At 42.9% G+C, this 26698-nt stretch carries 25 protein-coding genes and 1 riboswitch; of the genes, 18 read left to right on the forward strand and 7 right to left on the reverse strand.

What is annotated here, in order from left to right; all coding sequences use genetic code 11:
• Together LF817_RS05690 and LF817_RS05695 are read left to right on the forward strand one after the other, a co-directional pair.
• Positions 1–109: IS3 family transposase (locus LF817_RS05690; protein ID WP_253935032.1), on the forward strand; the 109-nt coding region annotated here is incomplete at its 5' end.
• 583 nt (positions 110–692) lie between these two features.
• Entirely contained in the window at positions 693–1865 is a 1173-nt protein-coding gene (locus tag LF817_RS05695) for a TraB/GumN family protein (RefSeq protein WP_253934819.1), read from the forward strand.
• 30 nt (positions 1866–1895) lie between these two features.
• On the opposite strand, the gene LF817_RS05700 is transcribed toward LF817_RS05695, so the two are convergent.
• Positions 1896–2279: a DoxX family protein gene (locus tag LF817_RS05700; protein ID WP_253934820.1), complete on the reverse strand. Its 384-nt coding sequence runs from the start codon at positions 2277–2279 to the stop codon at positions 1896–1898.
• A gap of 113 nt (positions 2280–2392) precedes the next feature.
• Positions 2393–2504, forward strand: a riboswitch (SAM riboswitch).
• A gap of 151 nt (positions 2505–2655) precedes the next feature.
• Here LF817_RS05700 and LF817_RS05705 point away from each other — a divergent pair.
• The 3 genes from LF817_RS05705 (at position 2656) to LF817_RS05715 (ending at position 5811) form a co-directional block, all read left to right on the forward strand.
• A complete protein-coding gene (locus LF817_RS05705; RefSeq protein ID WP_253934821.1) occupies positions 2656–3705 on the forward strand; it encodes a homocysteine S-methyltransferase family protein in 1050 nt (349 codons plus the stop codon).
• Positions 3706–4197: 492 nt separating this feature from the next.
• Complete coding sequence (locus tag LF817_RS05710; RefSeq protein WP_253934822.1) at positions 4198–5544, forward strand: MBL fold metallo-hydrolase; 1347 nt, start codon at positions 4198–4200, stop codon at positions 5542–5544.
• Between the two features lie 3 nt (positions 5545–5547).
• Positions 5548–5811, forward strand: a complete 264-nt coding sequence (locus LF817_RS05715) for a DUF3006 domain-containing protein (RefSeq protein WP_253934823.1) — start codon at positions 5548–5550, stop codon at positions 5809–5811.
• A gap of 45 nt (positions 5812–5856) precedes the next feature.
• Here the strand turns inward: LF817_RS05715 and LF817_RS05720 are convergent, their stop codons facing one another.
• A complete protein-coding gene (locus LF817_RS05720) occupies positions 5857–6264 on the reverse strand; it encodes a DUF4395 domain-containing protein (RefSeq protein ID WP_253934824.1) in 408 nt (135 codons plus the stop codon).
• A gap of 146 nt (positions 6265–6410) precedes the next feature.
• Here LF817_RS05720 and LF817_RS05725 point away from each other — a divergent pair, with 146 nt between their 5' ends.
• Both LF817_RS05725 and LF817_RS05730 read left to right on the forward strand, forming a co-directional pair.
• Positions 6411–7247, forward strand: a complete 837-nt coding sequence (locus LF817_RS05725) for a YihY/virulence factor BrkB family protein (protein WP_253934825.1) — start codon at positions 6411–6413, stop codon at positions 7245–7247.
• Positions 7248–7451: 204 nt separating this feature from the next.
• Positions 7452–8702 (forward strand): M48 family metallopeptidase, encoded by a 1251-nt coding sequence (locus tag LF817_RS05730; RefSeq protein ID WP_253934826.1) that lies wholly within the window; start codon positions 7452–7454, stop codon positions 8700–8702.
• A gap of 695 nt (positions 8703–9397) precedes the next feature.
• Here LF817_RS05730 and LF817_RS05735 read toward each other — a convergent pair.
• The 3 genes from LF817_RS05735 to desA form a co-directional block, all read right to left on the reverse strand.
• Entirely contained in the window at positions 9398–9997 is a 600-nt protein-coding gene (locus LF817_RS05735) for a response regulator (RefSeq protein WP_253934827.1), read from the reverse strand.
• Positions 9994–11130, reverse strand: coding sequence for a sensor histidine kinase (locus LF817_RS05740; RefSeq protein ID WP_253934828.1), 1137 nt, complete (start codon positions 11128–11130; stop codon positions 9994–9996). Before LF817_RS05740 ends, LF817_RS05735 begins: the two co-directional genes overlap by 4 nt.
• 100 nt (positions 11131–11230) lie before the next feature.
• Entirely contained in the window at positions 11231–12253 is a 1023-nt protein-coding gene (gene desA, locus LF817_RS05745; RefSeq protein ID WP_253934829.1) for a Delta(5) desaturase DesA, read from the reverse strand.
• Positions 12254–12448: 195 nt separating this feature from the next.
• On the opposite strand from desA, the gene LF817_RS05750 reads away from it, so the two are divergent.
• The 3 genes from LF817_RS05750 (at position 12449) to LF817_RS05760 (ending at position 15932) form a co-directional block, all read left to right on the forward strand.
• Positions 12449–13618 carry a lactate 2-monooxygenase gene (locus LF817_RS05750; protein WP_253934830.1) on the forward strand — a complete coding sequence of 390 codons (1170 nt, stop codon included), beginning with the start codon at positions 12449–12451 and terminating at the stop codon, positions 13616–13618.
• A 221-nt stretch (positions 13619–13839) separates the two neighbouring features.
• Positions 13840–14703: a ribokinase gene (locus LF817_RS05755; RefSeq protein ID WP_253934831.1), complete on the forward strand. Its 864-nt coding sequence runs from the start codon at positions 13840–13842 to the stop codon at positions 14701–14703.
• A 224-nt stretch (positions 14704–14927) separates the two neighbouring features.
• On the forward strand, positions 14928–15932 hold the full coding sequence (locus LF817_RS05760; protein WP_253934832.1) for a phosphotransferase enzyme family protein: 1005 nt from the start codon (positions 14928–14930) through the stop codon (positions 15930–15932).
• Positions 15933–15992: 60 nt separating this feature from the next.
• Here the strand turns inward: LF817_RS05760 and LF817_RS05765 are convergent, their stop codons facing one another.
• Together LF817_RS05765 and LF817_RS05770 are read right to left on the reverse strand one after the other, a co-directional pair.
• Positions 15993–16529: a flavodoxin family protein gene (locus LF817_RS05765; RefSeq protein WP_253934833.1), complete on the reverse strand. Its 537-nt coding sequence runs from the start codon at positions 16527–16529 to the stop codon at positions 15993–15995.
• A gap of 53 nt (positions 16530–16582) precedes the next feature.
• Entirely contained in the window at positions 16583–16912 is a 330-nt protein-coding gene (locus tag LF817_RS05770; RefSeq protein ID WP_253934834.1) for a hypothetical protein, read from the reverse strand.
• A gap of 142 nt (positions 16913–17054) precedes the next feature.
• Between LF817_RS05770 and LF817_RS05775 the strand changes: the two genes are divergently transcribed.
• From LF817_RS05775 to LF817_RS05810, 8 genes are all read left to right on the forward strand, one after another.
• Positions 17055–17549, forward strand: a complete 495-nt coding sequence (locus tag LF817_RS05775; protein WP_253934835.1) for a hypothetical protein — start codon at positions 17055–17057, stop codon at positions 17547–17549.
• A 660-nt stretch (positions 17550–18209) separates the two neighbouring features.
• The gene (gene pgsB / locus LF817_RS05780; RefSeq protein WP_253934836.1) at positions 18210–19499 is read left to right on the forward strand and encodes a poly-gamma-glutamate synthase PgsB; all 1290 of its coding nucleotides are present in this window, start codon (positions 18210–18212) and stop codon (positions 19497–19499) included.
• A gap of 32 nt (positions 19500–19531) precedes the next feature.
• The gene (pgsC, locus tag LF817_RS05785; RefSeq protein WP_253934837.1) at positions 19532–19981 is read left to right on the forward strand and encodes a poly-gamma-glutamate biosynthesis protein PgsC; all 450 of its coding nucleotides are present in this window, start codon (positions 19532–19534) and stop codon (positions 19979–19981) included.
• 12 nt (positions 19982–19993) lie between these two features.
• Positions 19994–21247 carry a CapA family protein gene (locus tag LF817_RS05790; protein ID WP_253934838.1) on the forward strand — a complete coding sequence of 418 codons (1254 nt, stop codon included), beginning with the start codon at positions 19994–19996 and terminating at the stop codon, positions 21245–21247.
• Entirely contained in the window at positions 21244–23070 is a 1827-nt protein-coding gene (locus LF817_RS05795; protein WP_253934839.1) for a gamma-glutamyltransferase family protein, read from the forward strand. The genes LF817_RS05790 and LF817_RS05795 overlap by 4 nt, the downstream gene beginning before the upstream one ends.
• A gap of 219 nt (positions 23071–23289) precedes the next feature.
• Positions 23290–24228: an N-acetylmuramic acid 6-phosphate etherase gene (gene murQ, locus LF817_RS05800; protein WP_253934840.1), complete on the forward strand. Its 939-nt coding sequence runs from the start codon at positions 23290–23292 to the stop codon at positions 24226–24228.
• Positions 24229–24315: 87 nt separating this feature from the next.
• Positions 24316–25608 carry an ABC transporter substrate-binding protein gene (locus tag LF817_RS05805; RefSeq protein WP_253935033.1) on the forward strand — a complete coding sequence of 431 codons (1293 nt, stop codon included), beginning with the start codon at positions 24316–24318 and terminating at the stop codon, positions 25606–25608.
• Positions 25609–25800: 192 nt separating this feature from the next.
• The gene (locus tag LF817_RS05810; RefSeq protein ID WP_253934841.1) at positions 25801–26694 is read left to right on the forward strand and encodes a carbohydrate ABC transporter permease; all 894 of its coding nucleotides are present in this window, start codon (positions 25801–25803) and stop codon (positions 26692–26694) included.
• Positions 26695–26698 lie beyond the last annotated feature (4 nt).

Here is a 26698-nt window from a genome sequence, read left to right on the forward strand (position 1 = left end):
GGCTTTATTTGATTATGTCCACTGGTACAATTATATTCGAATTCATGGCACTCTCAACTACCTTAGTCCTATAGAATTCAAGAAGAAACACCTTAATGAAATTGTCTAGTTTTGTGTTGACAATCCAGCCTGCTCGAGCTAAAGCTCTCCGGGGTCTTGCCAGTCTATCCATTCCCGCAGGAGTCTCCCCATTTCCAAGACCCCATTACCATGATGTGAAGAACGAAACCACTATTGCTAAATCAAAATGAAAAGGTTATGACAAAAGCACTGCTAATGCATTTAGAGTGTTTTCCAAAGGGGAGAATTAGTGCTTCTTGCATGATATTCACATATGGAAAAGATTAAATTTACATTCTGATTAATCATATGAATTTTGTGTAAACTTTGGTAAGTAAATGATTTGAGAACTTCAAATCGTTCCGTCATATAAATTATAGAGAGGTGGTTTTAGGAATGGATGAGACTCCTGTGGGAAGAGAGTGATTGGTGAGATCCCGGAAGGCGGCAGCCTGAGGAAGCTCACTGCACTCCCACGGAAAGCGAGTTCATTCCTAAAACCACTTTCCACCTATAACGGAGACGGAATAGCAGAAGTTTTCCAAGTTATTGAATTACTACTCTTTTAGAAGAAACCTTATATAAAATCAACACTGATATTTAACAGAGTCATTTGTAAAGGAAGGTCCGTAATGTCTATAAATGAAGAAAATATAACGAGAATCTATCTGGATAACAAAGAACTCATTCTCATTGGTACGGCTCACGTATCACGGAAAAGTGCAGAGCAGGTAAAGGAAGTCATTGATTATGAACAGCCCGATTCCGTCTGCGTAGAATTGGACGAACAGAGATACCAATCCATAAAAGACGGAAATAAGTGGCAGGATACCGATATTTTTAAAGTCATTAAACAGAAAAAAGCGACTCTGCTATTGATGAATATGGTCATCTCTTCTTTCCAAAAACGGATGGCTAAACAAATGGGAATCAAGCCAGGACAAGAAATGATCCAGGGAATCGAATCAGCTGAAGAGACAGGAGCAACTCTTGTATTAGCAGATCGGAACATTCAAATCACTTTCGCCAGAATCTGGGGAAACCTTGGGACGATGGGAAAAGTTAAACTCCTGATGCAGATCATGCTGAGTATATTCAGCAATGATAAGATTTCAGAAGAAGAATTGGAAAAATTAAAGTCAAAAGACATGCTCGATGCAATGCTGCAGGACTTTACGGATAATTTCCCTAAATTAAAGAAGCCGCTCATCGATGAAAGGGATCAATACTTATCCCAGAAAATCAAAGAGGCACCCGGGCAGAAAATCGTTGCCGTATTAGGTGCTGCTCACGTACCAGGAATCAAAGAACAAATTCATAAGGAGCACGACTTGAATAAGTTGAGGGAACAGCCTCCCAAGTCAAAGGCACCTAAAATAATAGGCTGGACTATTCCAGTTATCATTTTATCTATTATCGCCTATACCTTTTATGCAAACCCGGCTGCAGGAACCCAGCAGACCATCAGCTGGATTTTATGGAATGGTTCATTTTCAGCTATCGGGGCAGCCGTCGCTTTAGGCCATCCGCTGGCTGTATTGACAGCGTTCATTATGGCGCCGATTACATCATTAAATCCATTGATCGCTGCCGGCTGGTTCGCTGGAATTGTGCAGGCCTATTTCCGCAGACCTAATGTAAAAGATTTTGAGACGTTATCTGACGACGTATCCAGCGTTAAGGGGTTCTGGGACAATAAAGTAACTAGAATTCTTCTTATCATTGTCTTAGCCAATATAGGAAGCTCTCTAGGAACATTCATTGGCGGCGCTGATGTCATCCGAGTCTTTTTGGAAAACATTTAAATTTACAGGACACCATAGGAGTCGGGACTCTTATGGTGTTTTTTTAATGATGATTACACGATTTCTATAAAGGACCGCGAGCAGAATAAGCATGACGATGTCAAGACGAGCATTAAACAAAGCATGAATCACTCCGCTGTTCAGAACAGGAAGTTTGGTCAGAATAATAGCACCGATCATTACCGCCATAAGTGCAATCGTCGCAAGCTTCGTATATTTATTAAGGAGCAATAATGCACCGCAGCCGATTTCAATCCAGGCGACAATATACATGACTTCTAGTGGAAAAGGAATGCCTAAGTTCATAAAGTAATCAGCCAATTCAGTGTGAACAAGCTTCATTAGGCCAGACGTTAAAAAGACAAATGCAATTGTATACTTCAGAAATTTCAAGATAGATATTGATCGATCCATAGGTCGTCCTCCTTTGTATTAGTGTATGTTGAACAATTTCAGAAATATTCAAAAAATGTGTTGACTTGGATAGTGGAATGTCTTTATAATATGGGAATAATTACATATGAGATCTCTTATTGAGAGTGGCGGAGGGAATAGGCCCGTTGATGCCCGGCAACCTTTCAAGCAATGCTTGAAAAAGGTGCCAATTCCTACAGATTTTTAAAATCTGAAAGATAAGAGGGGGCATATTTTTAAACGATAATCCCTCTTCTTATGAAGTGGGATTTTTTATATGTAATTTTATAAGAAAGTTTCTGCAGTTGAACAAGGTGGAAGTCAGGCAATGGATGTTCAGCTATGCTTCATCAAAAATGAGAAAGGGTGTTTTACTATGAAAAGAAGCTTAGAACAAAGATTACAGGATGGACCCGTTATTTGTGGAGAAGGCTACTTATTTGAATTAGAGCGTCGAGGGTATTTGCAGGCAGGATCGTTTGTACCTGAAGTGGCTCTCGATAACCCGGAAGCTCTGAAACAAACCTACCGGGATTACATGCTTGCGGGTTCTGATGTTGTACTGGCATTCACTTACAATGCCCATAGAGAAAAAATGCGTATTATAGGTAAAGAAGATTTATTGGAACCTTTGAATCGTCAGGCCATCCGCTTGGCGAAAGAAGTGGCTAAAGAGCATCCTGAAGAGGAAGCGCTCGTGGCCGGTAATATTTCTAATACGAACTTATTTAATCCGGATGATCCTGAAGCGGTGCAAAGTGTACGGACGATGTTCGCGGAAATGGTGAAGTGGTGTAAAGAAGAGGATGTTGACTTCGTAAATGGTGAAACGTTCTACTATTATGAAGAAGCGAAAATCGCTTTAGAGGAAATCCAAAAACAAGGACTACCTGCCGTCATTACGTTTGGTCTAATGGGAGAAAATGTCCTTCGCGACGGTTATTCCGTGGAAGAAGCATCCCGTTTGCTGAAGGAGCAGGGAGCCCTGGTTGTCGGAATGAACTGCTTCCGCGGGCCGGCAACTATGCAGCCTTTTATTGAAAAAATTCGTGCTGAAGTGGACGGTTATGTCGGAGCACTTCCTATTCCTTACCGCACAACAGAAGAGCACCCGACTTTCTTCAATCTGCCTGATGGCGGATGCTCCTGCAGCATACCAACGGCGACGACGTTCCCGACGTCCCTTGACCCACTGTATTGCAACCGATATGAACTTGCCGAGTGGGCGAAGGAAGCGCACGATATTGGGGTGAATTATCTGGGACTTTGCTGTGGAGCTTCCCCTAGCATGCTGCGTGAAGTGGCCGAAACGGTTGGCCGTACGGCTGTGAACTCCACGTATTCTCCGGATATGGAAAAGCACTTCTTATTTGGAACAGACGATAGTCTGCAGTCACACAACACGGCTTATAAAACAAAAGCTTAATCATGCATAGCTGCCTTCTCAATTCGGAGAAGGCAGCTTTTTTATAATCTTGCTTTAATTCATTCCAGCCTTTTATTTTGTCATATGTTATAGTGCGAAAAATTTAGCATGAAAGATTCTGCTGAATTTCCATGTTGATATTCATATAGCTCCCTATTTTTGAAGACTCAGTTTCGAGACTTTTGTATGAGAATATGGTGGCTTTAGAAAACGGATCGCTTTCCGTGGAAGCTCACCGCGCTCCCACGGAAAGCGAGTCATTCCCCGCCGCCCTGATCCACTTACTAAATGTCTCGAAACCAATGATTCAACAGTCCTGCCATGTTGTTGAATCATTCTTTTTGAACATCAACAACCACCTTTAACATAGCTTTCATATTAAATTCGGCGCCAATTTCAATAAACGAAGCTGGTTTTTGAAAAGTCCATCTCTCTGTAGTTGGAAAATATCAACTTTTCCTATGGTAAAATAGATGAAATAGGAGGTGCGGGATGGGCAGAAATGTAATTTTTATAGTCTTTAGTGTATTCATCATCTTCTTAGCAGGAGGATGCGGCCAGGAGTCTACGAGCACAACAAATGAACCAGACTCCGAGGAAGAGACCTACTCCGAAGAAGCGGAAAACGAAGATGAACCTCCTAAAGAAAATGAGGAAGCGAACGACAACGAAACAGCGGGTGAAAACGAGAAAGAAAGAGAAGCTGAAGAGGGATCTGAACCGAACACGGCAGAGGAAGATGAAGCTCGGGAAGCCAGCACAGAGGAAGAAGAGACTGACGCAATAGAAGTGACTTCTGAATTAACGGCTCATTATATTGATGTCGGACAAGCAGACGCTACACTGTTTGAATTTGAAGACGATGGCGAGCAAGTCCATATATTGATTGACGCCGGAAACTGGAATAGTGATAACGTGGTCAACTATTTACATAGCCGCCAGGTCGATCGAATAGATATAGCGATCGCTACCCATCCGGATGCTGACCACATTGGACAACTCGATCAAGTGATTGAACAATTTGATGTCGAAGAGGTGTGGATGTCGGGGAATGAAAGTACGTCTGATACTTACGACCGCGTCCTTGATGCGATAGAAACTTCCGGAGCTGAATACGAGGAACCGCAGGCGGGAGACGCTTTTGACATCGGTCCATTAGAAGTGGATGTGCTTTATCCAGAGAGCCTGACAGGTAACACCAATAAAGAATCAATCTCTTTAAAAATGTCTTATGGTGATACCGGATTTGTATTTACAGGGGACGCGGAAGTCGATGATGAAGCGGCCATGTTGAGTGGGTCTTCTAATGTTGAAGCAGACATCTTACAGCTGGGGCACCATGGATCTTCTACCTCTACAAGCTCCTCTTTTTTACAAGCGGTAAGTCCTGAGGTAGCTATTTACAGCGCGGGAGCTGATAATCAGTATGGTCATCCAAACGCGGAGGTCATTAACAGGGTGGAGGACGCAGGAATTGATCTTTATGGCACGGATGTCCATGGAACGGTTGAAGTGACTACTGATGGGGAAAGTTATCACCTGGCAACAAAAGAAGACGGTACCGTGACGCCCCCGGATGATTCCAGATCAGAAAGTGAAGACGAGACCGAAGAAGAACCAGTGACGGAGTCCGAACCTGAAATCGAGGGGTGCGTCGACATTAATCATGCATCCGTTGAAGAATTGCAGGAGATTACGCAAATTGGACCAGCCCGAGCGGAAGATTTAATAGAGCTGAGACCTTATCATTCTATCGATGATTTAACAAAAATCAGCGGCATTGGTCCTGCGCGGATCGATGAAATCAAAGCGCAGGGTGTCGCATGTACAGGAGGGTAATCAATGAAGGCTGTATTGGATCGAATCGAAGAAAATCAATATGCTGTCTTATTAGTTGAAGAAAACACTCAGGAGTTTATTTTAAATAAAAATGAGCTTCCTGAAGGCAGCAAGCCACATGACTGGTTCGAAGTGACGATCGAAAATGATAAGATCACTTCCCTTAAAGCAGACCCTGAATCTGCAGTTGCACAAGAGCAGAAAGTGAAAAGTAAACGGAACCGACTTAAAAAAAGAAGTCAGGGAAGCAAGTTTAAAAGAGAATAATGCACAAACAAGCCTCAACAGTCGATTGGACAGTTGAGGCTTTTATTAAGAATGAGCTCGCTTATGCTTCCACATCATATAGCGGTAACGAATGGTACAGCCGATACAAAAACCGCCCAAAGCTAAACCTGCCGCAGCCACAACAAGTAAGCTGAAGACATATCCTGCTGCTGCCCACCCCGCATTGAAAGAAAGGAGAGCAGCACCTAAACAGATGGTGGCGATCCACTGATTGAATAATTGCTGGTCTCGGTCCTCAGGCATATATTGATCACTAGGTTTCTTCAGAAATCTTTTCCCGGCAGCCATGAGAGGATTTTCTTTAGTGGCCAAGGTATATGCACCTATTAAAAAAGGGATCATTAAGAGGTTCGGCTGAAAAATCAGCCCGAGTAGAACAGTTGTGACAATAAACAGCTGATTCAGTTGTACAAGTGGTTTTGGAATACGCATACAGGCACCCTTTCTTTATAAAACTTATTATACACAGTATATTACTCGGAATAAACTGTACGATATTTCCTTTACAATTTTAGGTTATAAATGCAGTGGAAAAGGGGATAGACCAATACAATCGGTTAGAGGAGGCACCCTTTTTCATGAAGAAGCTCATCAATTACGCAAAAGAGGTTTTCGCTGAATTCCAGAAGGATAACGTTCCTTTATTAGGTGCAGCGCAAGCTTACTATTATTTATTAGCTATATTCCCATTAGTCATTCTGCTATTATCCATATTACCTTATTTGAATATTAGTGCTGAAGAGGCCATGAATTTCATGCAGAATATTCTTCCGGGCGGAGCAGCTGACATTTTCCAGGAAAATATAGTGAACCTCGTTGAGACACCCAATGGCGGTTTATTGACGGTCGGTATCCTTGGTACACTATGGTCGGCTTCAAATGGTGTGAACGCCTTCATTCAGGCTTCAAATATCGCTTATAATGTCGAAGAAACCCGTTCATTCATCAAAGTCCGTTTGATGTCTATTTTTCTTACAATCGGTATGATCATAGCTATTGCAGTAGCTTTAGCCTTACCAATCTTTGGTGACGTCATCATCTCTATGCTCAGTGACTTTCTGAATCTGCCCGCTCAAACGATCGGTCTGTTCCAGGTGCTCCGCTGGGTAATCAGTATCTTTGTCATGTCGCTCACGTTAATGGCTCTCTATCACTTTGCGCCAAATAAGTCGTTCCCTTTTAAAGAAATTCTTCCGGGCGCTATTATTACAGCGATCTTATGGCAGCTCATATCCCTGGCGTTCTCTTTTTACGTCAGCAATTTTGCAAATTATTCAGCAACGTATGGAAGTTTAGGGGGTATCATTATCCTCATGTTATGGTTCTTTATCACAGGAATCATTTTGATGGTCGGCGCAGAACTCAATGTTGTGCGTCACCGAAAGAAAAAAGAAAGAGCAAGGCAGGTAGCTTAGTCACTCGAGAAAATTTAAAATACAACCGGAACCAACTCAGAGTATCTTTATGGCTCTGAGTTTTCTTTATGTGTGATTTCAAATTTAATTGCAAAGTAACCATACCCCTCCCGTGTTTCGTCCACTCATATATTTCGAAAAAATGGTATAAATAAGAGGATAGCTCGTACAAGTAAAAGAGAGGACAAAATGGGGGAGGACATTATGAAAAAGCGATTTATTTGGGGCACTGTCATTGGATTTCCGATTTATACGCTCCTTGTGTACTTATATTTGTTTCATTGGACGACTCCTGGCGTCCCTGAGGCCTTCGAGGGGACGGCGGCAGATCCTTCAACGTTCATGACCGAATCGGAAATGGCTCTGAGCGAAGAGTATTCGAAATATCGAAACCTTCTCTTCTTCATAGGTATTCCGGTAGAAGCCCTTATTTATTTAGGGATTCTGATTTTTGGGTGGTCAGCTATGTTCAAGAATTTCAGTGAGCGGGTTAAATTTATTACAGTGCCGCTGTATGTATTGTTATTGTCGACGGTCGTTTGGCTGATCAGTTTTCCCCTCGATTACTTGGGTTACCAATTATCAGGTCGTTACGGAATTTCCACCCAAACCTTTTCCAGCTGGATGAAAGATGAGCTGATCAGCTTCTGGGTCGGGTTCTTAATTATGGCTATCCTTATTTCAGTCCTTTATTTTCTTATAAAAAAAGCCCCCAAACGTTGGTGGCTCTATGCCTGGCTGTTACTCATCCCGTTCTTTGCCTTTATGATGTACATCCAGCCTGTGCTCATTGATCCCCTGTACAATGAATTTACCGAGTTAAAGAATCCAGAGCTTGAGGAGAAGATTCTCGCCCTGGCAGATGAAGCTGAAATTCCGGCGGATCGTGTATATGAAGTTGATATGTCAGAGAAAACGAATGCGATGAACGCTTATGTAAATGGTATAGGGTCTAATTTGCGGATTGTCTTATGGGATACGACGTTAAATCGGCTTGACGATAATGAAACCCTCTTCATCATGGCGCATGAAATCGGCCATTACGTAATGAATCATTTGTACATGAACCTGGCAGGGGTGATTCTTTCAAGTTTTGTCGGACTATATTTGACGTACCGCCTGATCCATATCGTCGTCCGCAGGTGGGGAGGAGCATTCGGAGTGCAGCGTGTGGAGGATATCACTTCCCTCCCCATTTTGTTCTTATTGCTAACTGTTTTGACGTTTGTTTCGACGCCTGTAGAATTGGCGGTTTCACGTCAAGCGGAAAAAGCCGCAGATAACTATGCCATCGAGATGATGCCCGATAAAGAAGCAGCCATCGGTTCATTCCAGCAGCTTACGATCAATGGAAGAAGTGAAGTGAACCCTCCATTACTAGTTAAATACTTAAGGTATGGCCATCCGACGATGATGGAACGAATCATTATGCTCGAACAGTACGAGAATGAATAAAAAAGCTGTGTGGAAGGTAATGTTGATTTACACAAGAGAGTTATTAAACTCTAGGGCAGGATTATGGAAGACTTGATTTGGAGACATTGAGAGAGTGGGTCAGGGAGGCGGGTAATGGGAGCGCCGTGAGGCCCCCATTACCCGCCGTTCCTTGTGCTATAGATTGTTTCGGACGGGTAACGATTAATCTTACCAAGGAAAGGGCAAAGCAATCAAAAACCTGTGAAAGAGCCTTTTAGATATGAACTCTTATAACATAAAAATAGCAAACAGCTTCTTACCCAGCCTCTTTAACCCATATTAATCCACAGCTTAAATTATTGATGGAGTAGAGTCGCGAATCCCTTTACCGAAATTAGGCGTCTACCTCTACCATACCCCTGTCCTGTAATATAAAGCTCCATAACAATGGTTATTAATAGGAGAACCACCATATTTACATCTATGTTTCTTTAATCTTGAAGCAGTTTCGAGAAACTTATTAGGCAGAGGGGCGGAAGGAAACGGTGAGACTCCTGTGGGATGAGCAGGACAGGTGAGACCCCGGAGAGCGAAGCTCGAGGAGGCTCAGCAACCGCCCCACGGAAAGCGAATCGTTTCCTTCCGCCCCTAAACTCTCACTATGTCTCGAAACTAAGTTTTCAAAATATATGAATCACACGGAAAAAAAGCAGCCAACGGTCATCGGCTGCTTTTCATTTGAACCATCCTTTTTCCTTCATTCGGGAAATGGCTTCAATTCGGTTGCTTACTTCGAGCTTATCGAGGATGACTGAGATGTAGTTCCGTACCGTGCCCGTAGTGATGTAGAGCTGAGAAGAGATTTCTTTCGTGTTTTTCCCATCAGCCATAAGCTGGACGACTTGTTTTTCCCGTTCGGTCAAAGGATTTTCGTTCCCGAATGCCATATCCACTAATTCAGGGGCGAAGATTCGCTGACCTTCCATAATCGTTCGGATGGAGTTGGCCAAGTCTTCGCTGGGACTATCTTTTAATAAATAACCGCTCACCCGCGCTTTTTGAGCCCGTTCAAAGTAACCTGCACGTGCGAATGTTGTCAGTATAATGATTTTGCAAGAGTGTGATTTTAATTCTTCAGCAGCATCGAGTCCGTTTTTCATGGGCATTTCAATGTCCATGATACAGATATCAGGATCGAGCTGTTTTACGAGGTCGATGGCTTCTTCACCATTATTTGCAGTTCCGACCACTTCCATATCTTCTTCTAAATCTAACAGCGAGCCTAAAGCCCCAAGCAGCATTCGCTGATCCTCTGCAATGACGATCCGTATCACATCGACCCCTCCTGTTTCGTTTGTTGGATTACATTAGGTACGTGAATATTCAATGTCGTTCCGCCGTCACTGTAGATGTCCAAACTTCCGTTCACAAATTCGAGACGCTCCCGCATCCCTTGGAGTCCATGACTTTTATAAGTATCGGCCTTTTCGGAGATTCCGACACCGTCATCTTTGATGGAGAGGAGCACCTCATTAGGCAGTTGTTCAATGCCGATATGGCACGTAGAAGCCTGACTGTGCTTCACCACATTCGTGACAGCTTCCTTCAAACACATGCTTAGAACATTTTCTACGAGTAGGGGAGTGTTCGAAAGAGCTGGGTCTCCCTCTATAGTAAACTCGATTTCTGCCGCTTCTAAGATTTGTCTGATGTGCTGGAGTTCTTCCTCCAACTTAGCGCCTCTCATATTCGAAACCATTTCCCGTACTTCTTTTAATGCCGTCCTGGCCGTTTGGCGGATATCCTGAATTTCATTTTGAGCTGCGGCAGGGTTTCTATCCATTAATTTCCCAGCTAAATCACTTTTTAATCCAATTAATGATAGTTTTTGACCGAGTGTGTCATGAAGGTCACGGGCAATTCTTTCTCTTTCCTCTATGACCATAAGCTCTGATATCTTTTCGTTCGCATCTTCAAGCTGGCCTTCTAGCTTTTCGCGTTTGATGCGGTAATACATCGTGAATGGCAGGAGTACCACACCAATCAAACAGATGATGACGAATGGAAGCTGTGGGAAAAGGGCTTCGTTTTGTATGAAAAACACAAGAGCAATGGAGCCGATTGTCGTTACGACATGAACGATATACAAGGTGAGAAAACCAGACAGTCTTTGAATATTCCCTATGAAGAATGCCAGGAATAAAGCAAAATAAATGTAGCCGAAGAGGAGCGTCATCATTATGCTGATCGCCATTTCTATGCTGACCCATACGTACACCATGCCGCTGTTTGAAATGAACGACAGCCGGTAAGATAGGAAAAATAGCAGAATCATAAAAATTCCGAAGAATATTTCAGTGATCGATGACGACCTGAAAATAAAAAAGAAAGGAAGTAAGCAAAAGATGATCCATATGTATGAGCTTAACCCTGTATTTTTAGGGATGATTTGATACCAATTCTGCATAAAGGCTGCTCCTTTTTTTAGATGCGTTATTCTTATATTAACAAAAGAAACCCTATTCAATACAACAAGAATAGGGTTTCGCTGTATTCAATTATTAATTTTACTTATCCGTCTGGAGCTTCGATTCTTGAAGCAGCGGCTTAATTTCTCTGAAGCTGACGAACGTCTTATTTGCCGTATCATATAGACGGAAACGAATGGACTTCAAGCTGGACCACAATGTAATCGTCGTAGCTTTTTGCAATGGAGGAGTCGATTCATGAGCCTCTTCCAGCTTATAGTTCGGAACCCTCGGGCTTAAGTGATGCACATGGTGGTAACCGATGCTTCCTGATACCCATTGAAGTATCTTAGGTAACTTGTAATAGGAGCTGCCATCAACAGCCGCTTTTACAAAGTCCCATTCGGACTCGTCTTCAAAATAGGAGTCCTCGAATTGGTGCTGCACATAGAACAACCATATTCCAAGTACGCCGGATACGTAAAGGATCGGCAGTTGAATGATAAGGAAGGCCTGCCAGCCAATAGCCCAAATCAATAAACCATAAATGACGGCGATGGAAGCATTCGTCAAATGAGTGTTCAGACGTTCCTTGCGTTTTGCACCTTTACGATTGAAGCGGTTCGAAATGCAGAACAGGTATATTGGGCCTAATCCGAACATTACGATAGGGTTACGGTAGAGACGGTAGCCTAATCGCTTCCAGAAAGAAGCCTCAAGGTATTCATCGACCGTCATGACCCATACATCTCCTGTGCCGCGTTTATCTAAGTTACTGCTGGTAGCATGGTGAATGGAATGATCTCTTTTCCATTTTTCAAAAGGAAACAAGGTAATGATCCCGGTGATTGTCCCAATCACGCGGTTCGCTTTTTTATTTTGGAAAAAGGACATATGTGTACAGTCATGGAAAATGATGAAGATTCGAATGACGAATCCACCGGCAATCATGGCTACCGGAATGGCGAGCCAGGGAGAAACCGCAAGACTCTGATAGGAGAGGAACCACAGTAAGAAAAATGGTCCAAGTGTATTTACTAATTGACGGATCCCGACTGAATTATCAGGTTTCGCAAAAGATGCTACATTCTTTTTCAACTCTTTTTGTTTATGTTGGCTCATAGAATTACTCCTTAATCGTTCTTATTATCGTAGCTTAATCATAGAAGATAGACGTTATTCATGTAAGACATAAACGTCAGGTGGCCTATATGACATTTGTCATGGTTTTCACATATTTATTTAATGAAAGCGTTGTCATCACCTGTGTTAATATGGAAATGTATGGTTATTAATTAAAAAAGAAGGAGAGTGCGTATGACGAACTTCGGAAACCAGGTGCAGTTCAATGTTTATCAAACGATGCCCAGCCCCGATCCCGACCGTCTGCCTATAGTTTATGAGGAGTGGGAGGAGCTGGCTCGTGAAGTATTAGAGGAAGGGCCTTATTATTACGTGGCTGGAGGTGCTGGGGGAGAGCACACGATGAAGGCGAATTTAACTGCTTTTGACCGGTGGAAAATCATCCCGCGCATGCTGAGGAATGTAGAAACACGAGATCTGACGATTGAGCTCTTCGGAAAAACATACAATTCACCTGTGATGATGGCTCCGATAGGGGTTCAGTCTATTATCCATCCGCAAGGAGATCTTGCTTCAGCTAAGGCTTCGGCAGCATTAGGTGTACCTTTTATAGCGAGTTCTGCGTCTTCAGCGCCTATGGAGCAAATCGCCGACGAGATGGGAGACGCGCCCCGCTGGTTCCAGCTGTATTGGAATCGTGACCCTGATGTCACCGCGAGCTTTCTAAAGAGAGCGGAAGCTTCAGGATATTCAGCGATTGTAGTGACACTTGATACTCCTATGATGGCGTGGCGCGAATATGATTTGAAAAACGTGTATTTGCCGTTTTTAGTTGGAGAAGGCGTTGGAAATTACTTAACCGATCCTGCTTTTTGTTCAAAGCTCTCAAAATCACCAAAAGAAGATCCGACAGAAGCGATTATGCACTGGACAAAAACGTTTGGTAACCCAACACTGACATGGGAGGATCTTTCTTTTTTAAGAAAACATACGAATCTCCCGATTTTGCTGAAGGGTATCCTTCATCCTGAAGACGCTAAGCTTGCTATCGAACATGAAGTCGATGGCATCATTGTATCCAACCATGGGGGGCGGCAGGTGGATGGAGCGATCGGAGCTTTAGAAGCACTTCCGCAAATATGTGAAGCCGTAGATAGGCGGGTTCCTGTACTTATGGACAGTGGCATCCGGCGTGGAGCGGATATCGTTAAGGCTCTGGCTCTCGGAGCGGAAGCTGTACTTGTAGGAAGGCCTTGCATGTACGGTTTAGCCGTTGCGGGAGAGCGGGGAGTGAGGGAGGTTTTGCAGAATATGATGGCTGACATGGATCTCACCCTGGCGCTTTCTGGAGCGAAATCGATTCGTGAGCTGGATCGCTCGGTACTTTCCGACATGAAACGATAAAGGGATGGGCGAAGCGCTCTGCACCATGACTGCAGAGCGCTTCTTTTTAGGTTAACGATTCATTTCTATGAATTTCACGAAATCTAAAAAAGTATGAACTGGAGGATATTTATTTTTATCTCTTTTGTTAAAATGGAGGGGAGTAATGTTAAATGTCGTGGTAGAGCCAGCAAGAGGCTTTGGCATGAATTACGTGCAATCATCAGATAGAAGGTGAACGTATGAAGCAACCCAAAATAACAGTAGTGGGCAGCATTAATATGGATCTTATGACCACCATCTCACGAATCCCCAACCAGGGTGAAACCAATTTCGGCGACTCTTTCACGATGAAACCAGGTGGAAAAGGTGCCAATCAGGCGATCGCTGCTGCTCGTTTAGGCGGAGACGTCTCTTTGGTAGGGAAAGTCGGAGCGGATGCTATGGGGGAGGAACTTGTCACTCACTTAAAACAACAGCAAATAAATACCGACGCCATTGGATTTACAGCAAATCGGTCAACGGGAATCGCCAATATTTTGCTGAATGAGAAGGACAACCGGATTATGGTCGTCCGTGGAGCAAATGAAGAAGTGACTGTTGAGTACGTGCAAACATTTCAAGAGCGTCTGAAAAATAGCGATATCGTTCTGGCTCAGCTGGAAATACCTCCAGAAACAGCCGCATGGTGTGCCGAATTTTGTACGGCGCACGGGGTATCGTTCATTTTAAATCCGGCTCCCGCCGTGAAGATGTCAGAACAAATTTGGAGAAATTGTTCGTATATAACCCCAAATGAGGAAGAGGCTAAGCTGCTTTTTTCAAAAGATTCCTATGCTGACAAATTAATTACAACTCTCGGACCAGAGGGAGCAGGCTATCAAGGGAAGGTGATTCCGGCAATTTCAGTAAAAGTAGCGGATACTACTGGAGCGGGGGATACGTTTAATGGCGCACTGGCTTATTATACCGGAGCAGGATTTCCGATTGAAAAAGCAATTGCCTATGCTAATACGGCGTCGTCATTCGCTATTGAAAAGTTAGGCGCGCAGGAAGGAATGCCTAAGGCAGAAGAGGTAGAACAACGCTACCTTGAGAATGTTTGAATAATGTTAGAGTAACCTTCCAAAATGAAAGAAAAACACTCGCAAATGTTAAAAAAAGCTCGCGGAATGTCAGAATGGATTCTCAGCAAGACCCTTTTCAGCGGCCTCCACTTTTTCAAGGAGCCCCTAACCCTCACTCATAACTCGGAAACGTATGATAATGAAACGTAACATAGCTAATAAAAAACAGAATAAACTTTATTACAACGAGGCAGGTGAGAATTATGGAGCAATGGATCGAGAGGTTATTAACTGAAAGTGTTAGACGGGAATCGATGGAGCATTTTGAACTTGATCAAAGAGAGCCCGAAAAACTAGGAGATTTTGAGAATTATATCTATCAAGTGTATCGAAAAGGAACCCCGTGTATTCTGCGTATCACTCACTCTTCCCACCGAACGAAAGAAGAGATAGAGGCAGAGCTTGAGTGGGTGAATTTTCTATGCTCTGCTGGAATCCCGGCAGCTTCTGCTCTTGCGTCAGCCCGGCACCGCCGAGTGGAGGAAGTGAAGGCAGATGGTTCTTCCTTTTTCATAAGTTTATTTGAAAAAGCTCCCGGCAGTCCGGTGAAGATAACCGATAAGAGCTTTGATCAAGAGTTGTTTTTCTCGTGGGGTAAAACCGTAGGAAAAATGCACAATGTGACAAAAGGTTTCCAGCCGACACGCGGACGTCGTAAAAGGTGGGATGAAGACGACCTGCTCGATTTTCCGCTGTATTTGGATAGCATCGAAGATTCCCAGGTTATTGAAAAGGGTGAAAAACTTAAAAAAAGAATTCAGTCTCTTCAAGAAAGCAAAGAACGGTTCGGTTTGATCCATTCCGACCTTCACCATGGAAATTTTTTTATGGATAATGGCAGAGTGAACGTCTTTGATTTCGACGACAGCTGTTATTTTTACTATGTAAGTGATATAGCCATCCCTCTGTATTACGCGGTCTGGGCGAGAGGTTTTCAAGGGTCATCATCCTCGTTTGCCGAAGAGTTCCTGACGTTTTTTATGAAGGGTTATATAGAGGAGAATGAACTGTCTAAAGAGATATTGGAGCTTATCCCTTTATTCTTAAGGTTTAGGGATCACACGTTGTATGCTGTGCTTCATAAGAAATGGGGTTCTCGCTCGCTAAACGAAAGTCAGCAGTCGCTGCTGGCACAAATTCGTGAGCGTTTACTCGCCGAGCAGCCGATTGTTGATGTTTCCTATGAAAAGATTTGGCGGAAAATTTAAAAGAATACGGGCCTCTTCGATAAGGCCCGTTTTTTTGTTCTGCAAGTCGCATGCTTCCCCTTACAGCTGCTCCTTCAGTTGGTGTGCCTGTGCCAGCGCTCTTCTATCGGATTGGATCTCCCCTGGTTTATTTGCCTGTCCAAGAATATATCCTTCTAATGAGCTGTCGAAAAACTGTAAAATATATTCAAACTGTTGGATGAGCGGCAGTCCTTTTAACGAAGGGTTGTCCCCTCCGACCGCAATGAGGTAAACGGTTTTCTTTTTGAAGTCTTCTTTAAATGTTTCATATCCTTTTTCTCTTACAAGTTGAGAGAATCGATCGATGAACACCTTCATCAAGCCGGACATGCTATACCAGTAGATAGGCGTGGAAAATATAACGACATCATGTTCAATCATCTGATCTATGATGTGGTGGTAGTCGTCTTCGATCGCTTGGAATCCCTGATCCGAATGTCTTTCATCCGTGATCATCTGAATGTTGTGATCCCTTAAATAGACATGGCTTACATTCTCAGCGGGTACCGCTCGATGAGTTAAATATTCAGTGTTTCCATTTTTTCTAGTCGATCCGTGAATGACAATCGTCTTCAAAGGAACCCCTCCTTACTTATAATCTACCAACAGCATACATGAGTAATTGTGAATTATCTTCCATACTGCCTTAGGATCCCTTGATAAAGGAGAGAAGCTTTAAAAAGAAAAGAATAAGACAGAGGAGTGACTCCGCCGATCAATAAAGCAAATGCAAAGATAGCTGTCGTCTGCCGGACCGCGCGATCCATAGCGAGGTGTGAAAGCAGATGACTTCTCTCGTGAGGAAGCATGGTTAATTTTAACTCAGAAGTCGTAAAAGGAATACCAGAATACACAAAAGACTGGAAACACGCACGGATCAGAACAACAAAAGGCAGGATCCACATCCACTCTTCCATATCGCCCTGCCAGTTTTCCACTACAGGCGTGAAAGCTTCCATCCAATCAGCCAGAATGAATAAAAATAACAAGCCAAAAATCGCAAAATAAATTAATACAGTTACGTCAGATATCAGGTGAAACCCTTAGTTTATTTTTCATCTTATCCATCAATGTCCAATGGAGGCTGTACTCTTTGAATAGATGGTGGAAGTTACTCGCTGTTTTCGGATCGGCCGGATTTCTTCTCTTATCCTCGGGTCTGTTTTTTTTGGATTGAATGTTTATTTAATTCCTCGTATGATGCAGAATGTCGACTGGGATCGAGTAGTAGAAGTGAATGATGCAAGAGTGTGGAATGTGAAGTTTATCGGTCATTTGACAAAAGTAGACATAAAGCCCCCTAAAGGGTATGGGTTATTGCGAACCTATATGAGGAGTAAACGCTCCAAGCAACGTTTTAAAAATATTCACCAGCTCTATCATCGTTTATGGCGTCATTATCTTCACCACCAGTTCACCTATGTGTGGAAAACGTTAGCCGTCTGTGGTGTAATCATTGGAGTCCTTCCTTTTCAATCCGAATGGATTCTCTATGTATCCGTTCCTATTGGCTTGTTTGTTTATATAGAAATGGCGTCCAGTTTGTTTGGTGATCAATTTAAAGAACAGCCGCTGCTCGGTGTTTTGCCTATATAAGAAAAAGGATGGCGGGATACGTTTTATAGTTGGGCTTTAAGCGGGATGGCCGTACTGTTCTTGATTTTCTTCCTAACCGTCCTAGTTTTAAATGGATTTTATTTGGGGGTTATATTCCAATTGATTGGGGTAATAGGTTGGAGTACCCTGGATTTGAAAAGCAGATTGATAGAACGCATGAATGACCTCCAGGGAAAAGGGTTTAAGCACCAGGAAATGTTACGATTGACAGGATATGTATTTATTGGGGCGTGTTTGTATTTCCCACTCGCAGCTGAGGGTATTATAGTGCTTATAATTACTATTTCCGAGGGGAAACGCCCATTTCGTCGTTCAACGCTCTGAAACAGAGGGTAAAAGGTCGAGTGAACATCCTTCGAATCCACTCAAATAATACCGTCGAATGTTTTCTTCTTTTTTCTCTTCACTCATTCTAACTAATGTTTCATGGGGTATTAGAATGTGTCCGTTCGATTTTTCTTTAAACTTTTAGTACTCTCTATTGATTAATTTACCAAATTTTATTAAGTGTATAAGTCGAGTGTAAACTATGTTACTATAAGAATGGTCTGAAATTTGTAGAAATCTACTTTATTTATTGGATATATTTGTCGTTGTGTGTATGTTTTTGGAAGTAAAAATTAATTGGGAGGAAATGCAGTGAATGAGCTAATATACTTGTTGATTTTTTTCTTTATCGTCATAGGGTTCGGTATAAAAGAACACAAATCACTTGACCGCAGTTTAGAAAAAATTCCTGATCGGATTTTAGTAAATGGAATCAGGGGGAAGTCGACCGTAACAAGGTTGGTCATGGGCATACTTAAAGAGGATAAGAGAAAAGTCGTAGGGAAGACGACGGGTACAAGTGCCCGTATGTTTTATTGGGATCAGGAAGAAGAGGAGCCGATAGTCCGAGGACTGCAAGGACCAAACATCAGTGAGCAGAAGACTATGGCAAAGAAAGTAGTAGATAAAAGAGCTGATGCTTTTGTCAGTGAATGTATGGCTGTCCACCCTGAATACCAGAAGGTTTTTCAAGCCAAGCTTGCCAAAGCTAATATAACCATTATAACGAATGTACTCGAAGATCACATGGACGTCATGGGTCCGACACTACGGGATATGGCTAAAGCATTCAGCGAAACGATTCCTTATAATGGTTATGTTGTTATTCCTGAGATGCCTTACGAGCGGATTTTCAGAAGAAAAGCGGCTGAACGAAATTCAGAAGTTATAGTAGCGGATGAAAGTCTTATCGATGAAGAATATTTGAAAAAATTCCCGTTTATGATTTTTCCTCAAAACGCGGCTTTAGCCCTTGCGGTTGCTGATATCATGGAAATCGACCGTGATGTCGCATTAGCAGGGATGTTAAAAGCGCCGGTAGATCCGGGAGCTATGAAAGTACACAGGTTCGGCAGTCCGCAAAGACCTAAGTATTTCTTCAATGGTTTTGCTGCCAACGATGTGACTTCCACGTTGAACATTTGGAAAAGGATTCAGGAGCTTGGATATCCTTCCGATAACGTCACTATCATTATGAATTGCCGTGATGATAGAGTAGAGCGAACAATAGAATTTGCAAATCAAGTGTTTCCATATATTAAGATGGATCAGCTTGTGTTGTTCGGAAGAAATGTTCAGCCTATTCTTGAAAAGCATGAAGAAGGTACAATCCCAGCCGAACGTATAGTAAATCTGGAAAAAGAACCTACCAATAAGGTGATAGACTACCTGAACGGTTTACCGGATCAGTCTGTTATTTATGCTGTTGGAAACATTAATCAGGGTGGAGCAGAGCTTGTTGAAGCGGTTCAAGAACAAGAGATTTATCCTGAGCATTTAGAAGATTATGAAATGATCGAAACAGCTGGAAAGTATAAAAAAGAATCAAGGTATAAAAAGAAGTATTCGGCTAGAAGCCTTCAAACAACGAACAATAGATAGTCAGCATTTAAGAAAAAGGGGTTGGAATTTCAGTGTTTGGTACAGATTTATATATAGCAATTGTTATCGGGGTTTTGTTAAGTTTGCTCTACGCAGAAAAGACAGGGATTGTTCCGGCTGGTCTAGTCGTCCCTGGCTACATCGCTTTGATTTTTGATCAAGTGATGTACGTATTAGTTGTCGGTCTTATAAGTTTATTGACGTATTTAGTAGTCACTCAAGTATTATCAAGATTCACCTTACTATATGGGCGTAGGAAATTTGCTGCGATGCTGACGGTAGGTGTTTTAATGAAGATGTCGATGGATTACTTATATCCTCTCACCCCGTTCCCCGTGATGGAACTAAGAGGTATTGGAGTTATCGTACCGGGGCTGATAGCAAACTCCATCCAAAAGCAAGGCGTTCTTCCAACATTCAGTGCTACCTTTGTCATTGCGTTTTTCACGTTCGTCATTATTTCAGCTTATCACTTGTTTTAAGGAGTTTTATCAATGAAAGAATCAAAATTAAAGTCATTTATGCAAGTCTGGGTGAAAAGGAATCGTGAAAAAGCGCTTCCGCATTCCCTTATCTTAGCATGTCTGTTGGCGATTCCGTTTTTTGCCCATGGGAAACTCGATGAAGCTCCAGTACCTGAAGACACTCGAGCTGAAAACGTCGATTATCGTGTATCTATGGTAGGCGATATGATGCTGGGGCGGCATGTGCGTGACGCAGCTGCCAGAAGCGGAGAACCGCTTGACCGTGTATTTGAATATGTCACACCATATTTCCAGGAGTCTGATTATTCTACAGGTAACTTTGAGACCCCGATTATTGATGCGGAAGATCCAGAAATCGAAAGTCAAATGGAAGAATTCGAGCTACATAATAAGGATATCCATTTGTACGCTGAGCCTGGAGCTGAGCAGGCTATTGAAAATGCCGGTTTCGATTCTGTCAATCTAGCAAACAATCATACTATGGATTACGGTAACCTGTCTTTGACGGAAACGTTGAAACATATGAGCGATGTTGACGTTGATACCCTGGGAATGGGAGAAGTACTTGCCTCAGGTGAAGTGGAACCGGTGGAAGGGGAAGAAGATCTTAAGGATGCTGGAGAAATCTCTTACTTTGATGTGAATGAAGACTTCACAGCAGCGATTGTAGGTTTCACCGATGTGTATGTGCAAGGTTATAGTGCCGGGGACTACGTCGGGGGCGTATTGACCAACGATGGTTTAAGTGTGCTTCAAAGCCGAATCCAGGAAGCTAATGAACAGGCTGATATGGTGATTGTTCACTCCCACTGGGGCGACGAGTATCAGGTGGGATCCAATCAGGAACAGGAAAACTTAGCCTGGCTGATGACGGATATTGGTGCCGATGTCATTATTGGTCACCATTCTCACGTATTGGAGCCGGTTTCTATTGTAGAAACTAGCAATAACACGTCGATTGTCATGAACAGTTTAGGAAACTTTGTATTTGATCAAGGATGGTCCAGGACGAAAGAATCCACTCTTGCTCAGCTTGATTTCTTAGAGGATGACAATATTGAATTGTCTTTTATACCTATGCAGATAACAGATACGAAGCCTAGGGAAACGAAGGGGATCATGAAGCCTTATAGAGATTATCGGATTTTTCGGACGCTTCGGAAAGAAATCGATAGAGACCTCTGGCGTGTAGAAGATGATCGCTTGAAAATCGATATTAAAGAAGCTGGCGTGCTTGATAACGACGGAGGTTCTGCGTCATGAATTATTTAAGATTAACGAATATTGTGGCGCTTCTTGTTTTTATTGGCTTAGTGGCGTGGAATTACTATTTTGAAGATGAATTCGACGCGTTTCGTGAACCATATAGAGAAGAAGATCGTACGGAAACTGTTCAGGTAGATGCAAATGATGAAAATTCTATGATATATGGTGCAAGTGCCTTGCACCCTCTTGCAGTAGATGCAGGAATGGAAGTATTGAATAACGGCGGTAATGCTGCAGAAGCTGCAATCGCTGTATCGTTCACCTTAAACGTAGTAGAGCCTTTCGGGTCTGGTATTGGTGGAGGTGGTCAAATGATCGTCCATGAGCCAGGGGAAGGCGCCATGACATACGATTATCGTGAAGCTGCACCTGCTAGCGGAACGTGGCCGGATAGAGGAGTGGCCGTGCCTGGCTTTGTAAAAGGCATGGAAGCTCTTTATGAGGACTATGGAGAAAATACGGAATGGGCCAGTTTACTGGATCGAGCTGTTGAACACGGCGAAGAAGGCTTTGAGGTTGGCCGGATTTTCAATGAACAAATCCAAAAATCCGATCGGTATCTTGTTCTGCCAGATGATGTTTCCAATATGTATTATCCTGAAGGCCAAGCGATTGCTATGAACGAAACGCTTGTTCAAGAGGATCTGGCTAATACGTTGAAAATCATTCAGGAAGAGGGCGCAGATGGATTTTATGAAGGAGAGCTCGGTCAGGAGTTGACCGAAGAACTTGGTTTGGCACAGGGAGACCTGTCTTCATATGAAGTTGCTAAACGTGAAGCTCCTTCTGGAACATTTAAAGGACAAACTGTTTATGCCGGATCTTCCCCGACTTCTGGAATAATTGTCATCCAGGCTCTGCAAATGATTGAACACATGGAAGAGAATTTCGAAGAGGTTCTGCGAAATGAGTTCGAAGATGAAAACGGAGAACTGCCTTCCTTCTTAGCGGATGGATTTCCAGAGGATATGGAAGAGGTAATGAACAATGAAGAGTGGGAAGCTGTCTATATCCATTTGATCAATAAAATATCGGATGCTGTTTACAGTGATCGTGTCAGTACATTAGGGGACCCGCAGTTTGAAGAGGTTAACCAGGAGGAACTGACTTCTGAAGCGTACACGACTGATTTGTTCGAAGAAGAGTTTTCGACAAATCAACTATCAAGCTCTGCCGAGTGGTTTGACAGTCCTGGAGATTACAATGATTCAAGAAATACTACCCATTTCGTAGTTGTCGATAAAGATGGAATGATGGCTTCTGCCACCAACTCGTTAGGTGAGTTCTTTGGATCAGGATTATATTCTCACGGGTTTTTCTGGAATAACCAGCTGAATAACTTCAACACTGTAGATGATTCTATGAACGAATATGAGCCTGGAAAGCGTCCTCGTTCCTTCGTTTCTCCTATGATCTTTGAGGAAGATGGAAGAGCTTCTCTTGGTCTTGGTTCGCCAGGTGGATCAAGAATTCCAGCTATGCTTTTCCAGACGATCCTGCAGTATGAGTATGGTTTGACAGATGATAATGAATCGCTTAATCTTCAACAAGCGATCAGGAGATCTCGTTTCTATACCGAAGATAACGTTGTTCACTTAGAAAGCATGGTGTCAGAAGACTCAGTGGAAATCCTGCGAAATGAAATGGATTATTCGGTAATCACTCATGATTCACCGTTGTTCTATGGCGGGATTCAAGGCCTTGGTATCCGGACGAACGATGATGTCCGTGAAATGTATGGCGGCGGAGACCCAAGACGTTTAGGAACTTGGCAAATTGCCGATCAAGATGGATTAGTGGAAGAAGAGCAAACAGAATAAACATTTGAAATCAGCAGCCTGTTGTATAAACAGGCTGCTATTTTTATTTAAAGTGAAATAAAATTTCTGGTTATAAAACATTCAATTGACAAAATAGTTCAATTTGACGTAAGATGAAGTCAGTCACATAATTGTCACAATATTATAAAATCTAACTATTTTACATAACCAGTTCTTAAAGTCTATGCAGGAAATGACCATAAAGGAGACGATACGCGGATGGAGTTATCGAACCTGACTACCGAACAAAGGAATAAGAACAGCCTGAACTTAGACAAGATGTCGATTCTGGAAGCATTACATACGATGAATAAAGAAGATAAAAAGGTGGCGGAAGCTGTAGAGTCGGTCTTGCCTAAAGTGGAAACGTCCATAGAGAAGATGTACGTTTCTTTATCCCGGGGAGGACGTTTATTTTATGTAGGGGCCGGTACGAGCGGGAGACTTGGCGTGATTGACGCTTCCGAATGCCCCCCGACCTTCATGACTCCTCCACATATGGTACAAGCTTTGATGGCGGGAGGCGAGGATGCCTTCTTCAGTGCTGTAGAAGGTTCAGAAGATAATGAAGAGCAAGGGGCAGAAGATTTAAAAAAGAAACAGCTGACAGCAGCTGATGTGGTTGTCGGTATTACGGCAAGCGGCCGTACACCTTATCCTATCGGGGCTTTAAAGTATGCTCGTTCGGTGGGGGCTTACACCGTATCATTATCATGCAATGAACGATCAGAAATTAGTCAGTTTGCTGATTGTGATATAGAAGTCGTGGTGGGACCGGAAGTTCTCACAGGGTCGACAAGGCTCAAAGCAGCCACGGCCCATAAGATGGTGTTGAATATGATGAGTACGACTACAATGATTAAGTTAGGAAAAGTGCATGAGAACCTTATGGTGGATGTCCATGCAAGTAATTATAAATTAATTGAGCGCGCCAAGAAGACCATTATGGAAATTACGAAGGTTACATATGAAGAAGCAGAAGAGGTGCTGAAGAAGACCAACCATAAAGTTAAACCGGCAGTAGTCATGATAGATACAGGCGCTACCTACAATGAGGCAGAAGAAGCGATCAAACAAAGTAATGGATATGTGAGGGAAGCTATTGCTCATATTCGCAAGAATTCACCTGAACTAAGAAACAACATGGATAGCCGTTAAGCTGTTCATGCGTTTCATATACTTAACAAACTCAAAGGGGGAAGTAATTTGAAGAAGCTATTCACAGGTCCAGTTTCATTGCTTTGGATGGGGCTGCTTTCACTGGTGTTAGTCGCAGGGTGTTCGTCCGACGAGGAGTCATCTTCTGACGGTGGCGGAAGCGGATCAGGCGATTCTGGTGAGCTTGAACTTCAATACTTTGTTGGTGGATACGGTGATTCATGGTGGAAAGAAGTGATTGCTGATTTTGAAGAAGAGTATCCGGATATTACAGTAGTGGAGCATGCGGGTCCGAACATAAACGAAGAGATGAGATCACGCTGGGTATCTGGAGATCCGCCTGATGTCGTATATATTGATGGAGCAGGATCCAGTGAGACCCAAATGGTAGAGGACGGTCAGCTTATGAATCTGTCTGATTGGGCTGAAGATGTGGAAGTGGATGGAGAGCCGCTAATGGAAAGCTTCATCGTAGACCCTGCCACTTATGACGGGGATATTTACTCCCTGCCTTTAGTCTTTGACACGTGGGGCACCTGGTATAACGAAGCTATGTTTGAAGATAAAGGCTACGAAGTTCCAGCAGACTTTGACGGCTTTATGAATACAATGGGTGAAATTTCTGAAGGAGAAGATATCGCTCCATTTGTAACGACAGGTCAACACCCTTACTACTTCCTGCGTGGAATGCTTTACCCTGCATTTGGAGCTGCCGGCGGTGACGAGCTGTTAAATGATGTCATCACAGGAGCAGAGGGCGCCTGGACTAGTGAGCCTGTGTTAGAAGTCATGAAAAAAGTAGAACAAATGCAGCAGGAAGGCTACATTGATGAAGGGTTCGGAGCATTGAACCATACTCAATCACAAATGGACTTTTTGCTTGGAGACAATGCATTTATTCCGGTAGGGTTCTGGCTGCCGAACGAAATGGCTAATGATGTGCCGGATGATTTTGACTTCGGTTTTGTACCTTCTCCGATGCAGGACGCTGGAGACCCGTACTCCATAGTTCCTGACTTGCGACCGCTGGCTATCGCGGAAGAAGCAGAGAACCCTGAAGCAGCTCAAGCCTTTGTCGAGTTTGTTTTCAAAAAAGAGTACGCTCAGCTTTTCTCTGAACATACAGGAGCCATAATGAACTTGAATGGTGTGGATTTGTCAGAAAGTGAAGAAGTTCCGGATTACTTGACGGAAGCCAATGAAATGATCAACGACCCGGATCAAGTGCAAATCAACAATAAACCACACCCGATGAGCTCTGATCTAGAAGAACCTATTGGGAATTCACTTACTTCACTCATGCTCGGAAATATTACGGCAGAAGAGTTCGTGGAAGAGGCAGAGGCAGCAGCGGCTGATTACCGTGAAAGCAACGAATAAATTGTGTGAATGATATGGAATATAGAGACTTTGTAACGTCTTTATATTCCTCCCTCTTTATTTCCAGGCTCTGTTAAATTTCTGTATTGATATCATATAAGGTACCTAGCTATTGAAAACTTTGTTTCGAGACAGTCGGAGTTTCTGGGCTGCAGGAAAAGGTTCGCATTACTTAAAGGAAGAGGTGATGGGGTGGTACAGTCTAAAAAACAAAAATATACCTTCTTAGCCTTTTGTTTGATTCCGACATTTATTATGTTTTCTATATTCACCCTTTATCCTTTGTTCAGCGGGCTATACTATTCTTTTTTTGAATGGTCAGGCTCTTCACAGGACAAAACGTTTATTGGTTTTGATAATTACATAGAGCTGTTTAACGATGATATTATTCCGCAGACAATCTATCATGACTATTTTCTAGTGGCTGCTAAAGTTGTGGGGATCATGGTTCTCGCTTTGTTTTTTGCAGTAGCTTTAACACAGTTGAAGATCAAAGAGGCACCTTTTTACCGAATTGTTTTCTTTTTCCCGAATATCATGTCTGTTGTAGTCATCGGTATTCTATGGGCATTCATTTATAACCCGAGTATGGGACTTGTCAATTCGGGATTGGAAGCCATAGGGCTGGAGAGTTGGACGAGGGCGTGGCTCGGTAATGAAGACTGGGCTCTGCCAAGCTTGATACTGCCTTCTGTTTGGGCGGGGATCGGGTTGTTTATGCTTATGCTGATGGGCGGGATAGCGAATGTTTCGAAAAGCTATTATGAAGCAGCAGAAATTGATGGAGCCAATGAGTGGCAGCAATTTTGGAAAGTAACTTTACCGCTCGTATGGCCGCAAATCAAAATTTCCATTTTATACATCGTTATTACGACACTGAATGGATCATTTATCATTGTCCAGGTCATGACTGGCGGAGGTCCAAATAACTCTACACATGTGATGGGATCTTATTTATACCAGCAAGCCTTCCAGCAATATAACTTTGGTTATGGAGCGACGATAGGCGTCATGATCCTTATCCTCTCATTAATTACAGTGATGATTTTACAATTTCTGATGAGGCGTGAACGTGTAGAGTATTAGATTC

The organism is Halobacillus sp. A1 (assembly GCF_024189295.1).
Classification (GTDB): Bacteria; Bacillota; Bacilli; order Bacillales; family Halobacillaceae; genus Halobacillus_A.

Bases quoted from the DNA above. Each gene is read 5' to 3' on its own strand.
- LF817_RS05695 (WP_253934819.1), top strand. From the start codon at position 693: ATGTCTATAAATGAAGAAAATATAACGAGAATCTATCTGGATAACAAA.
- LF817_RS05700 (WP_253934820.1), bottom strand. From the start codon at position 2,279: ATGGATCGATCAATATCTATCTTGAAATTTCTGAAGTATACAATTGCA.
- LF817_RS05705 (WP_253934821.1), top strand. From the start codon at position 2,656: ATGAAAAGAAGCTTAGAACAAAGATTACAGGATGGACCCGTTATTTGT.
- LF817_RS05710 (WP_253934822.1), top strand. From the start codon at position 4,198: ATGGGCAGAAATGTAATTTTTATAGTCTTTAGTGTATTCATCATCTTC.
- LF817_RS05715 (WP_253934823.1), top strand. From the start codon at position 5,548: ATGAAGGCTGTATTGGATCGAATCGAAGAAAATCAATATGCTGTCTTA.
- LF817_RS05720 (WP_253934824.1), bottom strand. From the start codon at position 6,264: ATGCGTATTCCAAAACCACTTGTACAACTGAATCAGCTGTTTATTGTC.
- LF817_RS05725 (WP_253934825.1), top strand. From the start codon at position 6,411: ATGAAGAAGCTCATCAATTACGCAAAAGAGGTTTTCGCTGAATTCCAG.
- LF817_RS05730 (WP_253934826.1), top strand. From the start codon at position 7,452: ATGAAAAAGCGATTTATTTGGGGCACTGTCATTGGATTTCCGATTTAT.
- LF817_RS05740 (WP_253934828.1), bottom strand. From the start codon at position 11,130: ATGCAGAATTGGTATCAAATCATCCCTAAAAATACAGGGTTAAGCTCA.
- desA (WP_253934829.1), bottom strand. From the start codon at position 12,253: ATGAGCCAACATAAACAAAAAGAGTTGAAAAAGAATGTAGCATCTTTT.
- LF817_RS05750 (WP_253934830.1), top strand. From the start codon at position 12,449: ATGACGAACTTCGGAAACCAGGTGCAGTTCAATGTTTATCAAACGATG.
- LF817_RS05755 (WP_253934831.1), top strand. From the start codon at position 13,840: ATGAAGCAACCCAAAATAACAGTAGTGGGCAGCATTAATATGGATCTT.
- LF817_RS05760 (WP_253934832.1), top strand. From the start codon at position 14,928: ATGGAGCAATGGATCGAGAGGTTATTAACTGAAAGTGTTAGACGGGAA.
- LF817_RS05770 (WP_253934834.1), bottom strand. From the start codon at position 16,912: ATGGAAGCTTTCACGCCTGTAGTGGAAAACTGGCAGGGCGATATGGAA.
- LF817_RS05775 (WP_253934835.1), top strand. From the start codon at position 17,055: ATGGTGGAAGTTACTCGCTGTTTTCGGATCGGCCGGATTTCTTCTCTT.
- LF817_RS05790 (WP_253934838.1), top strand. From the start codon at position 19,994: ATGAAAGAATCAAAATTAAAGTCATTTATGCAAGTCTGGGTGAAAAGG.
- LF817_RS05795 (WP_253934839.1), top strand. From the start codon at position 21,244: ATGAATTATTTAAGATTAACGAATATTGTGGCGCTTCTTGTTTTTATT.
- murQ (WP_253934840.1), top strand. From the start codon at position 23,290: ATGGAGTTATCGAACCTGACTACCGAACAAAGGAATAAGAACAGCCTG.
- LF817_RS05805 (WP_253935033.1), top strand. From the start codon at position 24,316: ATGGGGCTGCTTTCACTGGTGTTAGTCGCAGGGTGTTCGTCCGACGAG.